Annotated in this window: 13 protein-coding genes and 1 tRNA gene; 11 read left to right on the top strand and 3 right to left on the bottom strand. The window is 37.1% G+C overall.

The features are described from left to right. The first annotated feature begins 11 nt into the window (after window positions 1–11). Both HCU67_RS05410 and HCU67_RS05405 read left to right on the top strand, forming a co-directional pair. Window positions 12–947: a PfkB family carbohydrate kinase gene (locus HCU67_RS05410; protein WP_168551551.1), complete on the top strand. Its 936-nt coding sequence runs from the start codon at window positions 12–14 to the stop codon at window positions 945–947. Window positions 948–957: 10 nt separating this feature from the next. Further along, window positions 958–2,856, top strand: a complete 1,899-nt coding sequence (locus HCU67_RS05405; protein WP_168551550.1) for an amidophosphoribosyltransferase — start codon at window positions 958–960, stop codon at window positions 2,854–2,856. Between the two features lie 644 nt (window positions 2,857–3,500). Here the strand turns inward: HCU67_RS05405 and HCU67_RS05400 are convergent. Beyond that, window positions 3,501–4,109 carry a superoxide dismutase gene (locus tag HCU67_RS05400; protein ID WP_168551549.1) on the bottom strand — a complete coding sequence of 203 codons (609 nt, stop codon included), beginning with the start codon at window positions 4,107–4,109 and terminating at the stop codon, window positions 3,501–3,503. Between the two features lie 113 nt (window positions 4,110–4,222). On the opposite strand from HCU67_RS05400, the gene HCU67_RS05395 reads away from it, so the two are divergent. From HCU67_RS05395 to HCU67_RS05380, 4 genes are all read left to right on the top strand, one after another. Next, on the top strand, window positions 4,223–7,336 hold the full coding sequence (locus HCU67_RS05395) for a UvrD-helicase domain-containing protein (RefSeq protein ID WP_168551548.1): 3,114 nt from the start codon (window positions 4,223–4,225) through the stop codon (window positions 7,334–7,336). Window position 7,337: 1 nt separating this feature from the next. Continuing rightward, on the top strand, window positions 7,338–8,531 hold the full coding sequence (gene kbl, locus HCU67_RS05390) for a glycine C-acetyltransferase (protein ID WP_168551547.1): 1,194 nt from the start codon (window positions 7,338–7,340) through the stop codon (window positions 8,529–8,531). 103 nt (window positions 8,532–8,634) lie between these two features. After that, window positions 8,635–9,993, top strand: a complete 1,359-nt coding sequence (locus HCU67_RS05385; protein ID WP_168551546.1) for an OmpA family protein — start codon at window positions 8,635–8,637, stop codon at window positions 9,991–9,993. 38 nt (window positions 9,994–10,031) lie between these two features. Beyond that, entirely contained in the window at window positions 10,032–12,749 is a 2,718-nt protein-coding gene (locus tag HCU67_RS05380; RefSeq protein WP_168551545.1) for a PD-(D/E)XK nuclease family protein, read from the top strand. A gap of 2 nt (window positions 12,750–12,751) precedes the next feature. Here HCU67_RS05380 and HCU67_RS05375 read toward each other — a convergent pair whose 3' ends face one another. After that, the gene (locus HCU67_RS05375) at window positions 12,752–13,465 is read right to left on the bottom strand and encodes an SDR family oxidoreductase (RefSeq protein WP_210423631.1); all 714 of its coding nucleotides are present in this window, start codon (window positions 13,463–13,465) and stop codon (window positions 12,752–12,754) included. Between the two features lie 72 nt (window positions 13,466–13,537). On the opposite strand from HCU67_RS05375, the gene HCU67_RS05370 reads away from it, so the two are divergent. After that, window positions 13,538–13,611 (top strand) — tRNA-Ala (locus HCU67_RS05370). A gap of 22 nt (window positions 13,612–13,633) precedes the next feature. Here the strand turns inward: HCU67_RS05370 and HCU67_RS05365 are convergent. Next, window positions 13,634–14,431 (bottom strand): universal stress protein, encoded by a 798-nt coding sequence (locus HCU67_RS05365; RefSeq protein ID WP_168551543.1) that lies wholly within the window; start codon window positions 14,429–14,431, stop codon window positions 13,634–13,636. A gap of 53 nt (window positions 14,432–14,484) precedes the next feature. Between HCU67_RS05365 and HCU67_RS05360 the strand changes: the two genes are divergently transcribed. Genes HCU67_RS05360 through HCU67_RS05345 form a run of 4 tightly spaced genes read left to right on the top strand, consistent with a single transcriptional unit; the run spans window position 14,485 to window position 17,503 of the window. After that, window positions 14,485–14,985, top strand: coding sequence for a GNAT family N-acetyltransferase (locus HCU67_RS05360; protein ID WP_168551542.1), 501 nt, complete (start codon window positions 14,485–14,487; stop codon window positions 14,983–14,985). Window positions 14,986–14,991: 6 nt separating this feature from the next. Next, complete coding sequence (locus tag HCU67_RS05355; protein WP_168551541.1) at window positions 14,992–16,332, top strand: MATE family efflux transporter; 1,341 nt, start codon at window positions 14,992–14,994, stop codon at window positions 16,330–16,332. Window positions 16,333–16,344: 12 nt separating this feature from the next. Beyond that, the gene (locus tag HCU67_RS05350; RefSeq protein ID WP_168551540.1) at window positions 16,345–16,728 is read left to right on the top strand and encodes a nuclear transport factor 2 family protein; all 384 of its coding nucleotides are present in this window, start codon (window positions 16,345–16,347) and stop codon (window positions 16,726–16,728) included. 7 nt (window positions 16,729–16,735) lie between these two features. Continuing rightward, the gene (locus HCU67_RS05345) at window positions 16,736–17,503 is read left to right on the top strand and encodes an enoyl-CoA hydratase/isomerase family protein (RefSeq protein ID WP_168551539.1); all 768 of its coding nucleotides are present in this window, start codon (window positions 16,736–16,738) and stop codon (window positions 17,501–17,503) included. The last annotated feature ends 25 nt before the right edge of the window (window positions 17,504–17,528 follow it).

Raw genomic sequence — 17,528 nt, 5'->3', positions numbered from 1 at the left:
AATTTCGCTGCATGGGCAAACTTCTAATTGTAGGCACACTCGCCTTCGATGCAATTGAATCTCCCTTTGGAAAGACTGATAAAATTCTTGGTGGTGCTGCAACCTTTATTGGTTTGGCTGCCTCTAAATATGATGTAAAATCTGGAATTGTCTCCGTTGTCGGAGATGATTTCCCAAAAGAATATCTCGATTTATTGAACGATAGAAATATCGACGTATCAGGGGTTGAAATCGTTTCAGGAGGCAAAACCTTTTTCTGGAGTGGAAAATATAGCAATGACCTTAATTCTCGAGAAACACTGGTCACAGAATTAAATACACTTGCAGATTTCAAACCTGTTGTTCCTGAGCACTTCAAAGATGCAGATGTGGTGATGTTGGGCAATTTAGATCCTAAAATTCAAATGAGTGTAATCAAACAATTGGAGAAACGACCAAAACTCATTGTTTTGGATACCATGAATTTTTGGATGGACCATACATTGGATGATTTATTGGAGGTGATAAAAGAAATTGATGTAATAACAATCAACGACGAGGAGGCTCGTCAATTGACCAACCAACATTCGTTGGTAAAAGCAGCCGCCCAAATCCATGAAATGGGTCCGAAATATGTGGTAATTAAAAAAGGGGAAAACGGGGCCTTGCTATTTGAGGGCAATAATGTGTTTTTTGCCCCTGCATTACCTTTAAAAGAAGTTTTTGATCCCACAGGTGCAGGCGATACTTTTGCAGGTGGTTTTAGTGGTTATTTGACCGCAACCAAGAACATATCGTTTGAAAATATGAAGAATGCCATTGTTCATGGGTCGAACCTTGCTTCATTTTGTGTTGAAAAATTCGGAACTGAGCGAATGCAAAATCTATCGAAAGAGGAAATGGAAAGCAGGTTAGATCAATTTACCCAATTGACACAGTTTAATATAGAATTGCTAAACCCAAGTTAAGTGTATTGCAATGAGTGACCCCATAAAGCACGAATGTGGCATATCATTAATTCGATTGTTAAAACCACTCGAATACTATAAAGAAAAATATGGTACGGCCTTTTACGGGGTTAATAAAATGTACCTGATGATGGAAAAACAGCACAATCGTGGCCAAGACGGTGCTGGTTTTGCAAGTATCAAACTAGATGTTGAACCTGGACAACGTTATATAAGTAGAATAAGGTCTGCTAAACAGCAACCTATTCAAGACATCTTTTCCCAGATTAATGAGCGAATAAATACAGAGATTGCTCAAAAACCACAACTATGGGATGATGTTGGCTATCAAAAATCACATATACCTTACATAGGTGAATTATTGCTAGGGCACGTACGTTATGGCACATTCGGCAAGAATAGTATTGAAAGTGTACATCCCTTTCTTAGGCAGAACAATTGGATGCACAGAAACTTAATTGTTGCAGGAAACTTCAACATGACGAATGTTACCGAACTTTTTGGAAACTTGGTTGAATTGGGTCAACATCCAAAAGAAATGGCAGACACAATAACGGTAATGGAACGTATTGGTCATTTCTTAGATGATGCAGTTGCCAAATTATACAAGGAAATTAAAAAAGAAGGGTTCAATAAGCGTGAGGCTTCACCACATATTGCAGAACGACTCAATGTTGCCAAAATATTGAAAAAGTCAGCGAAGAATTGGGATGGCGGCTACGCCATGGGTGGAATGTTCGGACATGGAGACGCTTTTATGCTTCGCGATCCGGCAGGAATTCGCCCATCTTATTTTTATCATGATGATGAAATAGCTGTAGTCGCATCTGAACGTCCAGCTATTCAAACTGTGTTCAATGTGCCTTTTGATGCTGTTCAAGAGCTACCTCCTGGCCATGCATTTATAATTAAAAAGAGTGGTAAGATTTCGGTAGAAGAAATATTGGAACCTACTGAGAGAAAGGCTTGTTCATTCGAGCGTATTTACTTTTCACGCGGTAGTGACCACGAAATTTACAGGGAGCGCAAACAACTAGGTAAACTGGTTTTTCCAGAAATTCTCAAGGCTATCGGAGATGATTTGACCCATACTGTGTTCTCTTACATACCAAATACTGCCGAAACCTCTTTTTTGGGTATGATCAAAGAAGCTCAAAATTATTTGAACCAAAAAAAGGAGGAACAAATCCTTGCACTTGGAAATAATATTGACAGGAATGATCTTCACAAAATTCTTGATGTAAGACCTCGCATTGAAAAGGTGGCGATTAAAGATGCAAAGCTTAGAACATTTATTACACAAGATAGTAGCAGAGATGATTTGGTTACCCACGTCTACGACATATCTTATGGCTCAATAAATAATGATGATAACTTGGTTATCATTGACGATAGTATTGTTAGGGGAACGACATTGCGAAAAAGTATTTTGCGAATGCTTGACCGTTTGAACCCTAAAAAAATCGTTGTGGTTTCATCAGCTCCTCAGATTCGCTACCCTGATTGTTATGGTATTGATATGGCCAAACTTGAAGACTTTGTAGCCTTTAGGGCCGCACTTGCATTACATAAAGAAAAAGGTACCACCCACATTATTGACAACATTTATAAAAAATGTCAAGAACAGGTCAATTTGAAAGACAAAAAAGTTGTCAATCATGTAAAGGAATTCTATGCCCCATTCACTACAGAAGAAATTTCTAAAAAAATAGGGGAGTTATTGAGTCCTAAAGACTTAAAAGCTGAAGTAGAGATTATATATCAAACCATTGCTAACCTTCACTTGGCTTGTCCTAAAAATCTTGGTGATTGGTATTTTACAGGTGATTATCCAACACCTGGAGGCAATAAGGTAGTCAATCGAGCTTTCATTAATTTCTATGAAGGAAAGAACAAACGAGCCTACTAAAACTTCATTTCATCCATACTTAAGTACCGTTCGTCGATGAAATTAACATTTTAGCGTCTTTTTAATTTTATACAATTCTCAAGAAGTAAATTAGAATCACCATAGCATAAGTAGGTTAAGTTCATGGTAAGATTTGGGGCAAAAAAGGTGGATTCTTTCCACCTTTTTTATTTTCTAGCAATCCAGCTTTCAAGAATTGTACTCCTTTTCCTCAATAGTTGAAATCAAATTATCCCTTACTGGTATTTCAACCCAATTTAGCGGTGTTTATCTAATAAATAAAGGCCCTCGAAGCAGCTTGAAGTACATTTGGAAAACCATAGCATAAGTAGGTTAAGTTCATGGTAAGATTTGGGGTGAGAAGGCAGGTTAATACCTGCCTTCTTTTTGTTTGACTACCAACATTTTAGACTTTATATTTTCCAAATCACACCCTTTCAAAAGCTAAAAAAACCTTATATTTTTTTGTTATTTAACACAATACCAGTAATTTAGTCTCGCCATAGCATAAGTAGGTTAAGTTTATGGTAAGATTTGGGACGAAAAGGGCAGGTTTTCCTGCCCTTTTCTATTCACATAAATCAACCCACAAAAAAACGCACCAAATAGGTGCGTTCTAATTATGATTTAATTGTTATTACGAGTTACTTTCCGCTGGCGTAATTCTCTGCTACTTTGTCCCAATTGATTACGTTGAAAAAAGCGGTCACATAGTCTGGCCTTCTATTCTGATAATTTAGGTAATACGCATGCTCCCAAACATCCAATCCCAAAATAGGTGTTCCTCCACATCCTGTTTCAGGCATTAGCGGATTATCTTGGTTAGGTGTGGAGCAAACTTCAAGATTGCCACCTGGCATAACACAAAGCCAAGCCCAACCTGAACCAAAACGAGTTCCTGCAGCAGCACTGAATTTTTCCTTGAAAGCATCAAAAGAACCAAATGCGCTATTTATTGCATCAGCTAGTTCACCTGAAGGGTTGCCCCCTCCGTCAGGCGACATAACTTCCCAGAATAACGAGTGATTATAAAATCCACCTCCGTTATTTCGAACTGCCCCGTTAGACATATCGAGACCTCCTAGAATGTCCAAGATATCCTTCCCTTCCAAATCAGTCCCAGCAATGGCAGCATTTAATTTTGTAGTGTAACCGTTATGATGTTTTGTATGGTGTATTTCCATAGTACGGGCGTCAATATGCGGTTCCAAAGCATCATAGTCATATGGTAAATTAGGTAGTTCAAAAGCCATTTTGTATTGTTTTAAGTTAATTTTTTCGTGTCTTTCAAAAATACAGCTTTAACATTTAAAAGTATTGCGCTTAATGTTAAGAAGATTCTAAGATTACGTACTTTGTAACTACTTTGAAAACCTCAAATTTTAAAATATTAAGTGCATCTGCCGGAACTGGAAAAACATATCGTTTGGCCAAAGCTTATCTTTCTCTTTTATTGAATCCGGAGGGGGGTCAGAATTTGAGAAACCTTTTAGCAATTACATTTACCAACAAAGCAGTTGGTGAAATGAGACAGCGAATCTTGAACAATTTAAAAGACTTCGCATTCAATGAATCAGTAGCTCAAGACAATACGCTCTTCACGGAACTGTCTTTAGAATTGAATTTATCCTATTCGGGACTAAAAGATAAATCCAAAAAAGTACTCAAACGTCTTCTACATAATTACGCTTTCTTCGAGATCACGACCATAGACGGATTCAACCATAACCTAATACGCACATTTGCAAAAGATCTAAAAGTTGCCCAAAATTTTGAGGTTGAGCTTGATACGGATTTAATACTTGGGCAAGTTATTTCCAGAATTTTAAATAGGGTCGGTAGTGACGAGGTTCTTACTAAAACATTGATAGACTTTTCATTGGAAAAAATCGAAGATGATAAAAGTTGGGATATCGTTCAAAACTTGCTTGAAATTGGGAAACTGATCTTCAACGAAAATCATTACAATCATCTCTTAAACCTCAAATCAAAATCACAAAGCGATTTTGTTGATTTAAAAAACACCCTGAAATCGCAAGAAATCAATTATTCAAGCACCATCAAAGAATCTGCAACGAAATGCCTGAAATTGATTGATGAGTCTGGACTCGAATTTTCTGATTTTAATCGCAGCTATTTTCCAAAATTCCTTGAGCAAGCCAAAAACAATCCCGGCATACTAAATTTCACTGCAAAGTGGAAGCAGAACTTTGGGGAAGAACCACTTTACACCAAGACCAAGGACGAAACAATTAAAAGTTCGATTAATTCATTGCTTCCAGAATTCGTAAAATTCTTTGAAGTAATCATGACTTCTTTTAATAAGTCAGAGTTTTTAAAAAAGTGTCAAAAAAATGTTGTCCCATTATCACTATTGGCAGAAATCATTACTGAATTCGAGACCCTTAAAAAAGAAGAAGGCTTTCTTACTATTCCTGAATTCAATCAACTAATCTCCCAAGAACTGAAAAAGCAACCTGTACCCTACATATACGAACGTTTAGGAGAGCGTTATCAAAATTATTTTATAGACGAATTTCAAGATACCTCAACTCTACAGTGGAATAACCTGATTCCCTTAATCTCGCATGCACTTGAAAGTGAAAATTTAAAGGGAAAAACGGGCTCATTGTTCTTGGTTGGTGACGTGAAACAATCTATTTACCGTTGGAGAGGTGGAGAGCCAAAACAGTTTTTGGACTTAGTGGTTCAAAATGAAAATCCATTTATGGTTTCCCCTGAAATTGAACAACTTTCAAAAAATTGGCGTAGTCATGAGGAAATTGTGAATTTCAATAATTCTTTTTTTTCTTTTTGTTCTACAAAATTTTCAAATACAGAATTCGCAAAGGCCTATAAAGATGGAAACCAGCAACTAACCAACACCAAAAAAGGCGGGATTGTTAGCATATCTTTCCTGCCCAAGAAAAACATCAACCCTATAAATGAAAGCCCTCACTGCAATAAAACGAAAGAGATAATCCAATCAATTTTAAATAAAGGATATCTATTTGAAGACATATGCATTTTGGTAAGATCAAAGAAAGACGGAATTACCATGGCAGACTTTCTTCAACAACAGAATATACCAATAGTTTCAAGTGAAGCGCTCCTTTTAAAGAACAATACTGAAGTTCAGTTTATCCTATCGTTTTTCAGAATTTTGGTAAACCCGGAATCTGAGGAAGATATTTTTAATATACTTAACTATCTGGACAAAAAGGGTTCACACGATTTTATACGCGAAAATCTTGTTAGATTTCCTCAGTTTATTGAAGAAACCTATGAATTAAAGATTGATTCACTGAAAAGTTTAGGTTTACTTTCGCTTGCGCATGAATTGATTATAACCTTTGATCTTGCAAAACAGTCCAGTGCTTTTTTAAATTTCTTCATTGATGAATTATTTGAATTTGAAAACAAGAAGAAAGGGTCAATACTTGACTTTTTAGAATTTTGGGGAGTACATAGCGAAAAACTTTCGGTTAGGTTTAATGAAGGTGAAAATGCAATTCAAATAATGACCATTCATAAAGCCAAAGGATTGGAATTTCCTTTTGTAATTTATCCCTTCGCTGACAGTGTAATCAATGATGCTACTAAGCAAGAAAACCTTTGGTTTCAGGTAAATAAAGAACAGTTCGCTGGTTTTTCAGAACTTTTGGTTAAAAACAACAGATATATGGAGCATTTTTCCAATATTTCAAAAAGTGCTCATGAAATTGAAAATCAAAAAGCAGAACTTGACGACTTCAATGTATTGTATGTTGCACTTACCAGAGCGGTATTAGGCTTATACATTATAAGTACACCCGTAAACAAAATATCATCTTCGAAGAACGATTCCTATTCTTCACTTTTTAATGAATACGTTAATAGAGAAAGGGAATTTGCTGAGAGCAATGATAATTATGCCATTGGAGAGCTGGTACAAAATGCAGAAATTCATGAGACAAACACCTCATTGCCAATTGACTATTCTGGGCAGTCTTTTCTGGAGTACAACTTCGATATTTCTGCGGAAACTAAACTAAATTCAACCTCTGAAACCAAACAGTCAATGTTTTATGGTACCCTTGTCCATGAAGCATTGGCTAATGTTTTTGAAGAACATGATATTTCGAAAGCAGTTAACAAGGCTCGGATTAATAATAAACTTTCCTTTGATAGTGCAAATCATCTTGAAGAGACAATTAAAAAAGTTGTACATCATGATGATTTGAATCATTATTTCAAAAAAGGACTAGAAGTATTAAATGAGGTAGAAATTTTAAAGGAGGATGGCACTCAAGTTCGGCCTGATAAAATCATTATTGATGGAGCTAACGCAACCATAATAGATTACAAAACAGGGGTTGAATCATCAAAACACAAGACACAATTATCCGAGTATGCAGATTGCCTTGGAAAAATGGGCTTTACGATAGAAAATAAAATTCTAGTATACATAAACGATAACATCAAAACTTTAGCTATTTAAAATGTACGGTCAAATTAAAGAACACCTTGAAACGGAGTTAAAAAATATTAAGGACGAGGGATTGTTTAAAGAAGAACGCATTATTACCTCATCTCAAGGAGCGGTTATCAAATTGGATTCAGGTCAAGAGGTAATCAACTTTTGTGCAAACAATTACTTAGGACTTTCCTCGCACCCAGAAGTTGTGGAAGCCGCTAAAAAGACCTTGGATACGCACGGTTTTGGTATGTCATCGGTTCGGTTTATTTGTGGTACGCAAGACATACATAAAGAATTGGAAGCAAAAATCGCATCGTTTTATGGCACAGAGGATACCATACTTTATGCGGCTGCCTTTGATGCTAATGGTGGGGTTTTTGAGCCACTCCTTACGGCTGAAGACGCTATAATATCAGATTCTTTAAATCATGCTTCAATTATTGATGGGGTGCGATTGTGTAAGGCAAAACGCTATCGATATGCAAACAATGATATGCTTGATTTGGAAAATCAACTAAAAGTAGCCACATCAGATGGTTCTAGATTTAGGATAATCGTAACCGATGGTGTCTTCTCGATGGATGGTCTCTTGGCGCCACTCGATGATATCTGTGAATTAGCAGAGAAATATGACGCCTTAGTAATGATCGACGAATGTCATTCGGCAGGATTTATAGGAGAAACTGGACGAGGCACTCTTGAAGAAAAAGGTGTTATGGGCAAAATAGATATCATTACGGGTACACTTGGTAAAGCTCTAGGTGGGGCCATGGGTGGTTATACAACTGGCAAAAAGGAAATAATCGAGATATTGCGTCAACGTTCAAGACCATATCTATTTTCAAATTCTTTGGCCCCAGCAATAGTTGGAGCCTCAATAAAGGTTTTTGAAATGCTCGAAAACAACACTACGTTAAGGGATATACTCCAAGAAAACACCAGTTATTTTAAGGAAGGAATACTAAAAGCTGGATTTGACATTGTTGACGGTGACTCAGCCATTGTACCAATTATGCTCTACGATGCTAAATTATCACAAACAATGGCCAATGAACTTTTGGAAAAGGGAATCTACGTTATTGGGTTCTTTTACCCGGTTGTTCCCAAAGGAAAAGCACGAATAAGAGTTCAACTTTCGGCTTCTCATACTAAAGAACATCTTGATAAGGCCATTTCTGTTTTTACTGAGGTTGGGAAGGAGTTAAATATCATTTAGCACAATATTTTACCCTACTAAAAAAATAAGTTGTGAATTTTGTTAATAGTTCTTAACAACTTACATTTGCAGCTGACAAACACTTAAACTTAAAATTTAGAACATGAAACATCTTAGCAAATTATTGGTTGTTGCGCTATTGATTATAGGTGCTAACAATCTACAAGCTCAAGACGAAAACAACCCTTGGCAAGTTAGCTTTGGTGTAAACGCAATTGATGTGTGGCCAACTAACGATGCAAGTGCTGCCTATCCTACTGGCACCTTGTTTGATGAATATTTTAACGTTTCTGATCACTGGAATATTCTTCCATCTGTATCTTACATTGGCGTATCGCGATACATAGGCGACGGCTTTTCTGTAGGAGCTCGTGGTTCATTAAACAGAATTGATAAACTAGGAGATGTAAGTGTAGACGATTTATCGCACTATGCTATCGACGGTACTATTAAGTACAACATCCTTAGAAATACAAAACTAGACCCTTTCATCGAAGTTGGTGGTGGATATACTTGGGTTGATGAAATTGGAGCTGGTACTGTTAATGGTGGTATTGGTTTTAATTACTGGTTCTCAGATAACATCGGTGTTGTACTTCAAACGTCTTACAAGCACGCTTTCGAAGATTACGGTGTTAAGCACTTTCAACATTTAGGTGGTATCAACGTTAGATTCGGTGGTACTGACACTGATGGTGATGGTATTTATGACAAAGATGACGCTTGTCCAGAAGTAGCTGGTTTAGAAGCTTTCAACGGTTGTCCTGATTCTGACGGTGATGGTATCGAAGATGGTAAAGATTCTTGTCCTAACGAAGCTGGTTCAAAAGAAATGAACGGCTGTCCTGATGCTGATGGTGATGGTATCGCTGATAAAGATGATGCTTGTCCTAACGAAGCTGGTAAAGCTGAACTTGCTGGTTGCCCTGATGCTGATGGCGATGGTGTAGCTGATAAAGATGATCAGTGTCCTAACGAAGCTGGTCCTGCAGAGAACGGTGGATGCCCATGGCCTGATGGTGATGGTGACGGCGTATTGGACAAAGATGATCAATGTCCAGAAGTTGCTGGTACTGTTGCTAACAACGGTTGCCCAGAAGTAACTGAAGAGGTTCAAAAACAATTGAACGATTATGCTAGAACAATCTTGTTTGATACTGGAAAGTCTTCAATCAAAGCTGAGTCTACATCAGTAATGGTTGATATCATTCAAATCTTGAATGAATATCCAACTGCTAAATTTACTGTTGAAGGTCACACTGATAGTGTAGGTAGTGCGAAATTAAATCAAAGCCTTTCTGACAAGCGTGCTAATGCAGTTCGTGATTTCTTAATCAACGAAGGCATTGGATCTGACAGATTAAGTGCTATTGGATATGGTGAAGAGAAGCCAATCGCTACAAACAATACTAGAGCTGGTAGAGCTCAAAACAGAAGAGTTGAAATCAACTTGATTAAATAAGTTTAAGTAACTTTCTTAATATCTTTAAAGCCCTGGCAATGCCAGGGCTTTTTTGTTTTATGCAGTCTTTTTTAAATAGGGTTATTGATGATATTCTTCTAGAGTATAAAACTTTAGAACATACAGTTTTCATTCTACCAAGTAATCGCTCAATTCGTGCCTTAAAAAAATTACTGGCCAATAAATATCAGACGCCCATTTTTAGCCCTGCAATGCTTTCGGTTGAGCAGTTTATTAAAGAGGTTTCTGGTCTAGAGACAGCCGATGAACTTGAACAACAGTTTGTGCTTTTTGATTTATACAAATCACTCAATCCAGAGGAAAATGATACATTCTCGGTATTTAGTGGGTGGAGCAATACAATCTTAGGAGATTTCAATGAAATAGATAGATACTTGATAGCACATGAAAAGCTATACGGGTATTTAGAGGCTATTGAGAGAATAAAGAATTGGAATCCAAACAATGTTCCGACCAAACTAATAAAGGAATATGCCAAATTTTCTGCTAAGGCATCTCAATTATATGAGAAATACAGAAAAGAGCTAATAGACCAAAAAAAAGGTAGTCAAGGAATTCAATATTGTGTAGCAAGTGAGAAAATTTCTGAATTTGTTTCCTCTAATACAGAAAAGAGCTTTTTCATTATTGGTTTAAATGCACTGAACGAAGCGGAGAAATATATTTTTAATTTTCTACTAGAACATACTAACAGTAAAATCTATTGGGATTTGGACGACCATTTTCGCTCTGATTCCATTCATGAAGCAGGTTATTTCTATCGAAAAAACCGTAATTATTTCATTAAAAACGCAGCGAAGCAATTACTGTGTTCAACAAATGACTATTTAAAAAAACAACATATTTCAATAATAGGGGCACCAAAAAATACGGCCCAAGCACAATACGTTGGGAAATTACTGGAAGAAATCGATATCAATACCAAACCTGTTGCATTGGTATTGGCAGATGAAACCCTTTTACCATTGCTCTTGAACTCTATCCCTCCCCATATCAAGAATCTTAATGTTAGTATGGGCTATCCACTACAATTATCAATAATTATAAAGTTTGTAGAGTCAATTCTAAAGTTGAAAAAAAGTTTAAACGAAAAAGGTTACCCATATCAAGAAGTATTGAATTTTTTATCAATGCCCACAACAGGGGTATTTGTATCAGATGGAAAGTGTTCGGCTCTTTCTAAGAACATAAAAAAACATAACCTTATTTATATAGATGCTCCAAGCTTTAAAGATTTCCTCTCTGACCCGACATTTGAATTTTTATTTGTTGACAATCTAAAAGCAAGTGAATTTATTCAATCTATTAGAGAAATCTTGAAAATTGTGTCCAACAAGAAAGACCTTTCATCAATTGAAAAAGAAGCAATTTCACAACTTGAAAATTTTCTGATAGGCTATTATGATTCTATTACTGCCTATCCCTTCCTTGAGGATATCAATTCATTCGAATTAGTGTTGAATTCTTTTATATCCAAAGGGAAGCTCAATTTCAGGGGGAACCCCGATAAAGGTCTGCAGGTAATGGGTGTTTTAGAGACTAGAGCGTTGGATTTTGAAACCGTTATTGTAACTTCTTTAAATGAGGGAATTCTCCCAGCCGGAAAAGCGGTTAATTCTTTTATTCCCTACGATGTCAAAAAAGAATTTGGCCTGCCAACAGTAAAGGAAAAAGATGCTATTTACACCTATCATTTTTATAGGTTATTGCAAAGAGCCAAAAACGTATACCTGACCTATAATACCGAACCAGATGTTCTGAATGGTGGACAGCCAAGTAGATTTATCCATCAATTACTTGCAGATCCCAACCTTGAGCCTTTCATTACTCATAAATTGGTTTCACCCAAATTCAATTACAAAAAAAAGCAGGCAAATCAAATATCAAAAACTCCCTTGCTTTTGAGTGAATTGGCTAAAAAACTGGAAAATGGACTGTCTCCCTCATCTCTGAGTGTTTACATTAAAAACCCATATCAATTTTACAAAAGACATATTCTTAAAATTGGTGAATCAGAAAATGTTGACGAAAATGTGGCATATAATATACTCGGAACCATTGTACATGATTCCCTTGAGTCAATCTATAAATTATTACCAAAGAAATCCCTTCAAGAAGAAGACTTTACTAATCTCCTTCCTTTCGTTGAAAGTCACATCTTAAGTCATTTTCAAAAGCACTATGACAAATCAGCTATTTATCAAGGAAAAAATCTGATACTTTACAACGTACTTATCAAATACATTCAATCAGTAATAAAAAGAGACAAGGTCATTGCTTTAAGCCACGACTTCAAAATTCTATCATTAGAAGAAAGTCTGATTGCCACCATTTCTGAATCGAATGCGAATACACCCTTCGTTTTAAAAGGAAAATTGGACCGAATAGACGAAATAGACGGTACACTCAGAATTATAGATTACAAAACTGGCACAGTGAATACCAGCGGTTTAAAAATAGATGCCATTGAACCCTTATTTTCAGAACCAAAATATAGCCAGGCTTTTCAGCTTTTATGCTATGTATTACTTAAAAGAAAGAATGGAACAGTCTTAAATGAAGCTGGAATTTTGGCAGTTAAGAAGCCTAATGAAAAAATTCATCTTTTAACTAGGGCAAAAGAATTTGAACACCCATGTTCAGATATCGTTATTGATCAATTCGAGGAGCGTCTTAACCTGCTGTATGAAGAAATATTGAATCCCGAAATTCCCTTTATTGATACAGGGGAATAAATCTATTTTAAGTCAGGTCTACTTGGCCGCACTTCTATTTTACTGGGTAGGGTTCTAGGGTGCATCGTCAACAAATCAACCACCAGTTTGCCCATGTCTTCAGGTTGTATCTTCCATGAATCTTTGTCTGAAGGCTCATTGTTATTGAAATGGGTAGCTACCGAACCAGGCATAATCGTAGTGACCTTTATATCATATTTTCGTAAATCCAACATCGCGGCTTGGGTAAAACCTACAACCCCAAATTTGGTTGCATTATAACCTGCACCTGAAGGAAAGAAATTTGTGCCTGCAAGACTGGCTAGGGTCATGTAATAGCCCTTTGACTCCTTCAGAGCTTCTACGGTAGCCTTTAACGTATTAAATACCCCCGTGAGGTTAGTATTAATCATTTGATTCCACTGGTCATGAGACATCTCATCTACGGGTGCAAAATGACCCACTCCTGCATTTGCCAAAACCACATCTAATTGCCCCCATTTAGCGTTAATCATTTTTACCGCTTCGAGTTCATCTTCATACTTGGTCACATTGGAGACAATAGGTAAAATGTTATCTTGATTCCCTAGCAGTGCTAATGCCTCATTCAATGCAGATTGGTCACGCCCGCTAATCGCTACGTTCATTCCTGAATCCAAGAGGCACTTTGCAACACCCAAACCAATTCCTTTACTCCCACCGGTTATGTAGGCAACTTTTCCTTTTAAATTCTCCATAATCACAAAACTTGCTGGTCAATAATCAATTTTGAAACTAGCCTAAAATATGTTTCCTTTGCAATCGCCCATGGGGGATTAGCTCAGCTGGCTAGAGCGCTTGCATGGCATGCAAGAGGTCACCGGTTCGACTCCGGTATTCTCCACTAAACGCTCCTTCGGGAGCGTTTAATATTTCTTAACACTAAGAACCAGTACTGGAATAGGCGCATAAAATTCTGACTTTAGAATAGTACTCTTTTCCCAAAGCTTTTTGAAAAACCCTCTTTTTCTCCTGAAGACACAAAGCATGTCCGGATGTTTTGATTGAAAGTGCTCCAATACTCCTAAATAGGTGGTTTGATTTTCAGTTATGGTCAGGTTCCTACTCAAATCCAACAAGGCCGTGTTGATTTGTAAATCTTCTTCGTCATAACCAGGCGTTTTAACAAATAACAACTCAATTTGGGATTGAAATTTATTCTTAATCGAAACTATAGGATGTAGAATCTTGCTTCGTTTCAATACTCCTGACTTGAATGCCACCAATATGTTCTTTAATGGTTTATATGTTGTTCCTTGCGGAATTATAAGTACAGGAACATTAGTTTGTTTTACAATTTTGCCGGTAGTATTCCCTAAATAAACCTCTTCATTAACCTCATTACTTCTTGGAGCGAGAATTATTAAATCGATATTAAGTTCTTGTTTAAGCTCTTTTAGGCCATCCACTATTTCCCCATTATATGAAGCAATCTTAATATCAAGCCCTTTAGAATCAACCTTTGCAACAAGTTCTTTAGCACGCTCTTTACTTGATTGAACGACCTTTTCTTCAACTTTACCAAGTGCCCCTGCCCCAGTGGAAAAATTGAATACATCCATGATGTAAACGTTCGCTCCAAAATCAGAAGCGAAATCTATAGCGTATTGTAAAGTTTCGTGAGCTGTACTTGAAGTGCCTAATGGCACTAAAATATTGTTCATAACGAGTAGCTTAGGTTAATCCTTTAAATTTACAACGAAATCAAAGTGTTCCAATGATTCGCAAGGCAAAATTATCAGAAATACCCGAAATATTAGCTGTTACAAATGCTTGTGGACTTCACTTAGCTTCAATTGGTATTTTTCAATGGAATGAACACTACCCATCCAAACAAGCATTTGAAAGTGATATTAATCGGCAAGAACTTTATGTTTTCGTAGATCACAACAGGATCATTGGCGGTATTGTAGTTTCAACAATCATGGATGAAGAATACAGAAGTATCTCTTGGCTTTCTGAAAACCGAAAAAATATATACATCCATCGTTTATTTGTTCATCCAAAATCACAAGGTCAAGGTATTGCTCGGCAGTTAATGGAATTTGCAGAAGAATTGGCTAAAACACAGAACTTCGTTTCCGTTAGGTTGGATACTTTTTCTCAAAATAAAAGAAATCAAAGATTCTATGAAAATCGAGGATATCAGCGCCTCGGAGATGTTTTTTTCCCGAAACAAAGTGAACATCCGTTTCATTGTTACGAATTGGTCCTTTAATCGGCTATGATTACAAAAACAGCTGTAAACTTTAAAACAATAAATCGATTAGCGATTCCTGCCACTATTTCAGGTATTGCTGAACCACTCTTATCAATTACCGATACGGCAATCGTAGGAAATATTCCAATTGATGGATTGGAGTCTTTGGCCGCAGTTGGTATTGTTGGTTCCTTTTTATCAATGTTAATTTGGGTTTTAGGTCAAACAAGAAGTGCAATTTCTGCCATTATATCACAATACCTCGGTGCTAATAAACTGGAAGAAGTTGCCAATCTACCTGCCCAAGCCATAGGTCTCAATATTACCTTGAGTTTTCTAATCCTCGGCTCGACCTTTTTTCTTTCTGAAGAAATATTCAGTCTTTTTGAAGCCAAGGGTAAAATCTTGGAGTTTTCAGTTTCCTATTATTCCATAAGGGTCTGGGGGTTTCCATTGACCCTTTTCACATTTGCTATTTTCGGAATTTTTAGAGGATTGCAGAACACATTTTACCCCATGCTTGTAGCCATTATCGGAGCAGTGCTAAACATCGTATTAGATTTTGTCTTGGTTTACGGTATAGAAGGTGTATTAGACCCTCTTTATTTAGAAGGCGCCGCTTGGGCAAGTTTAATTGCTCAAATGGTCATGGCCATTCTCGCCTTTGTACTTCTAAACGTTAAGACCAAAATTTCGCTAAAATTTCAGCTTCCCTTTAATAAAGAGCTCAAATCACTCATTTTTATGGCGCTTAATTTATTTGTACGCACTTTGGCACTTAATTTGGCTTTAATGCTAGCAGTAAGAGAAGCCACTGCCCTAGGTGACGAATTTATTGGTGCGCATACCATTGCCATAAATATTTGGTTGTTCTCAGCCTTTTTTATTGATGGATATTCTGGCGCTGGTAACAGTATGGGAGGTCGTCTTTTAGGGGCAAAAGACTACAATGGTCTATGGACCCTTGCCAAAAAAATCAATTGGTATGGTTTTATTGTTAGCATCGTTTTGCTCGTTTTAGGATTTCTATTATATGAGCCGCTTGGGCGTTTGTTCTCGAAAGATGCAACTGTATTAAATGCCTTTTATGCCATATTTTATTTGGTATTAATTGGCTTTCCCATGAATGCGGTTGCCTTTTTATTCGACGGCATGTTCAAAGGTATGGGCGAGATGAAATATTTAAGGAATTTGCTGTTGGGTGCAACTTTGTTAGGATTTGTACCAACACTTTATCTAGGGCTACATTTTGGGCTGGGACTTCATGCGATATGGTTGGCTTTTCTGGTGTGGATGTTCTTTCGCTCCGCACCCTTGGTATGGAAATTCCGAAGAAAATTTCGACCCCTTCTGCAAAACCAGTAACTTTCCGAATATATGATTGGGACCTCAGATAAACGTGTACTGGCAGATGGCTATTTAGAGTTTCTTGCTGAAGGAAAGGTGGATAGTTTGGTTCGTCTATTCGCTCCAGATGGTGTGGTGATTTCCCCTATTTATGGCAACAAATCTCCAATTGATTTTTTTAAAGTATTGGACGCTGACACTAGTAACTCAGAGCTGAAGTTCAAGGGGTTTTTTGATGAACCAGATTCCAATCGCTTTGCCCTATTCTTTAATTATGGTTGGGAAATGGCGAATGGCAATGCATCTAACTTTGATGTAGTTGATATTTTTGAATTGAATGAAGAAGGTAAAATTAGAACGCTACAAATAATTTACAACGCGGGCCAAAGTGCAGCTTTGTTAAACCAAGAATAGAATTGATATGGCTACAAGTAGAACGAACGGAAGCCTTTACACCCAAATTGAAAACGGTATTGCACATGTTGAATTTGGGCATCCTGCAAGTAATTCCTTTGTTTCTGAGTTATTGGGTCGTTTGGCCAATGAATTTGATAAGCTAGCTCTAGATGATTCCGTTTCAGTAATCGTTTTGAAATCAGAAGGTGAGCGCGCATTTTGTGCTGGAGCCTCATTTGATGAATTGGTGGCTGTCTCAAATTTGGATGAGGGCAAAGCTTTTTTTTCAGGATTCGCCAATGTAATCAATGCCATGCGCAAATGTCCAAAACCAATTATTGGCAGAATTCAAGGTAAAACCGTAGGTGGCGGCGTGGGCTTGGCATCAGCCTGCGATTATGTACATGCCACGGTAGATGCTGCAATTAAACTTTCTGAAATCGCAATCGGTATTGGGCCATTTGTAATTGCCCCGGCTGTGGAACAAAAAATCGGGAAGGCGGCCCTTGCCGAACTTTCCTTGTATCCCACTGAATGGAAAAATGCCTATTGGGCAAAGGAAAAGGGTCTATATGCAAAGGTGTACGATTCCATTGCAGAAATGGATAAAGAACTGGACATACATCTAGAAAAATTGGCCACCTACAATCCAGAAGCTTTGGCTAACATGAAAAAAGTGCTTTGGGAGGGAACTGAACACTGGGATACCTTATTGACTGAAAGAGCAGAACTGTCTGGAAAATTGGCCTTGTCTGAGGCAACAAAAGCAGCGCTTGAAAAGTTTAAGAAATAGATTAAAGTTCAAATAAAAATGGAAA

This window comes from Croceivirga thetidis (genome assembly GCF_012272815.1).
GTDB lineage: Bacteria > Bacteroidota > Bacteroidia > Flavobacteriales > Flavobacteriaceae > Croceivirga > Croceivirga thetidis.
The sequence above is the reverse complement of the archived record's forward strand: the minus strand, read 5'-3'. Positions and strand labels throughout refer to the sequence as shown.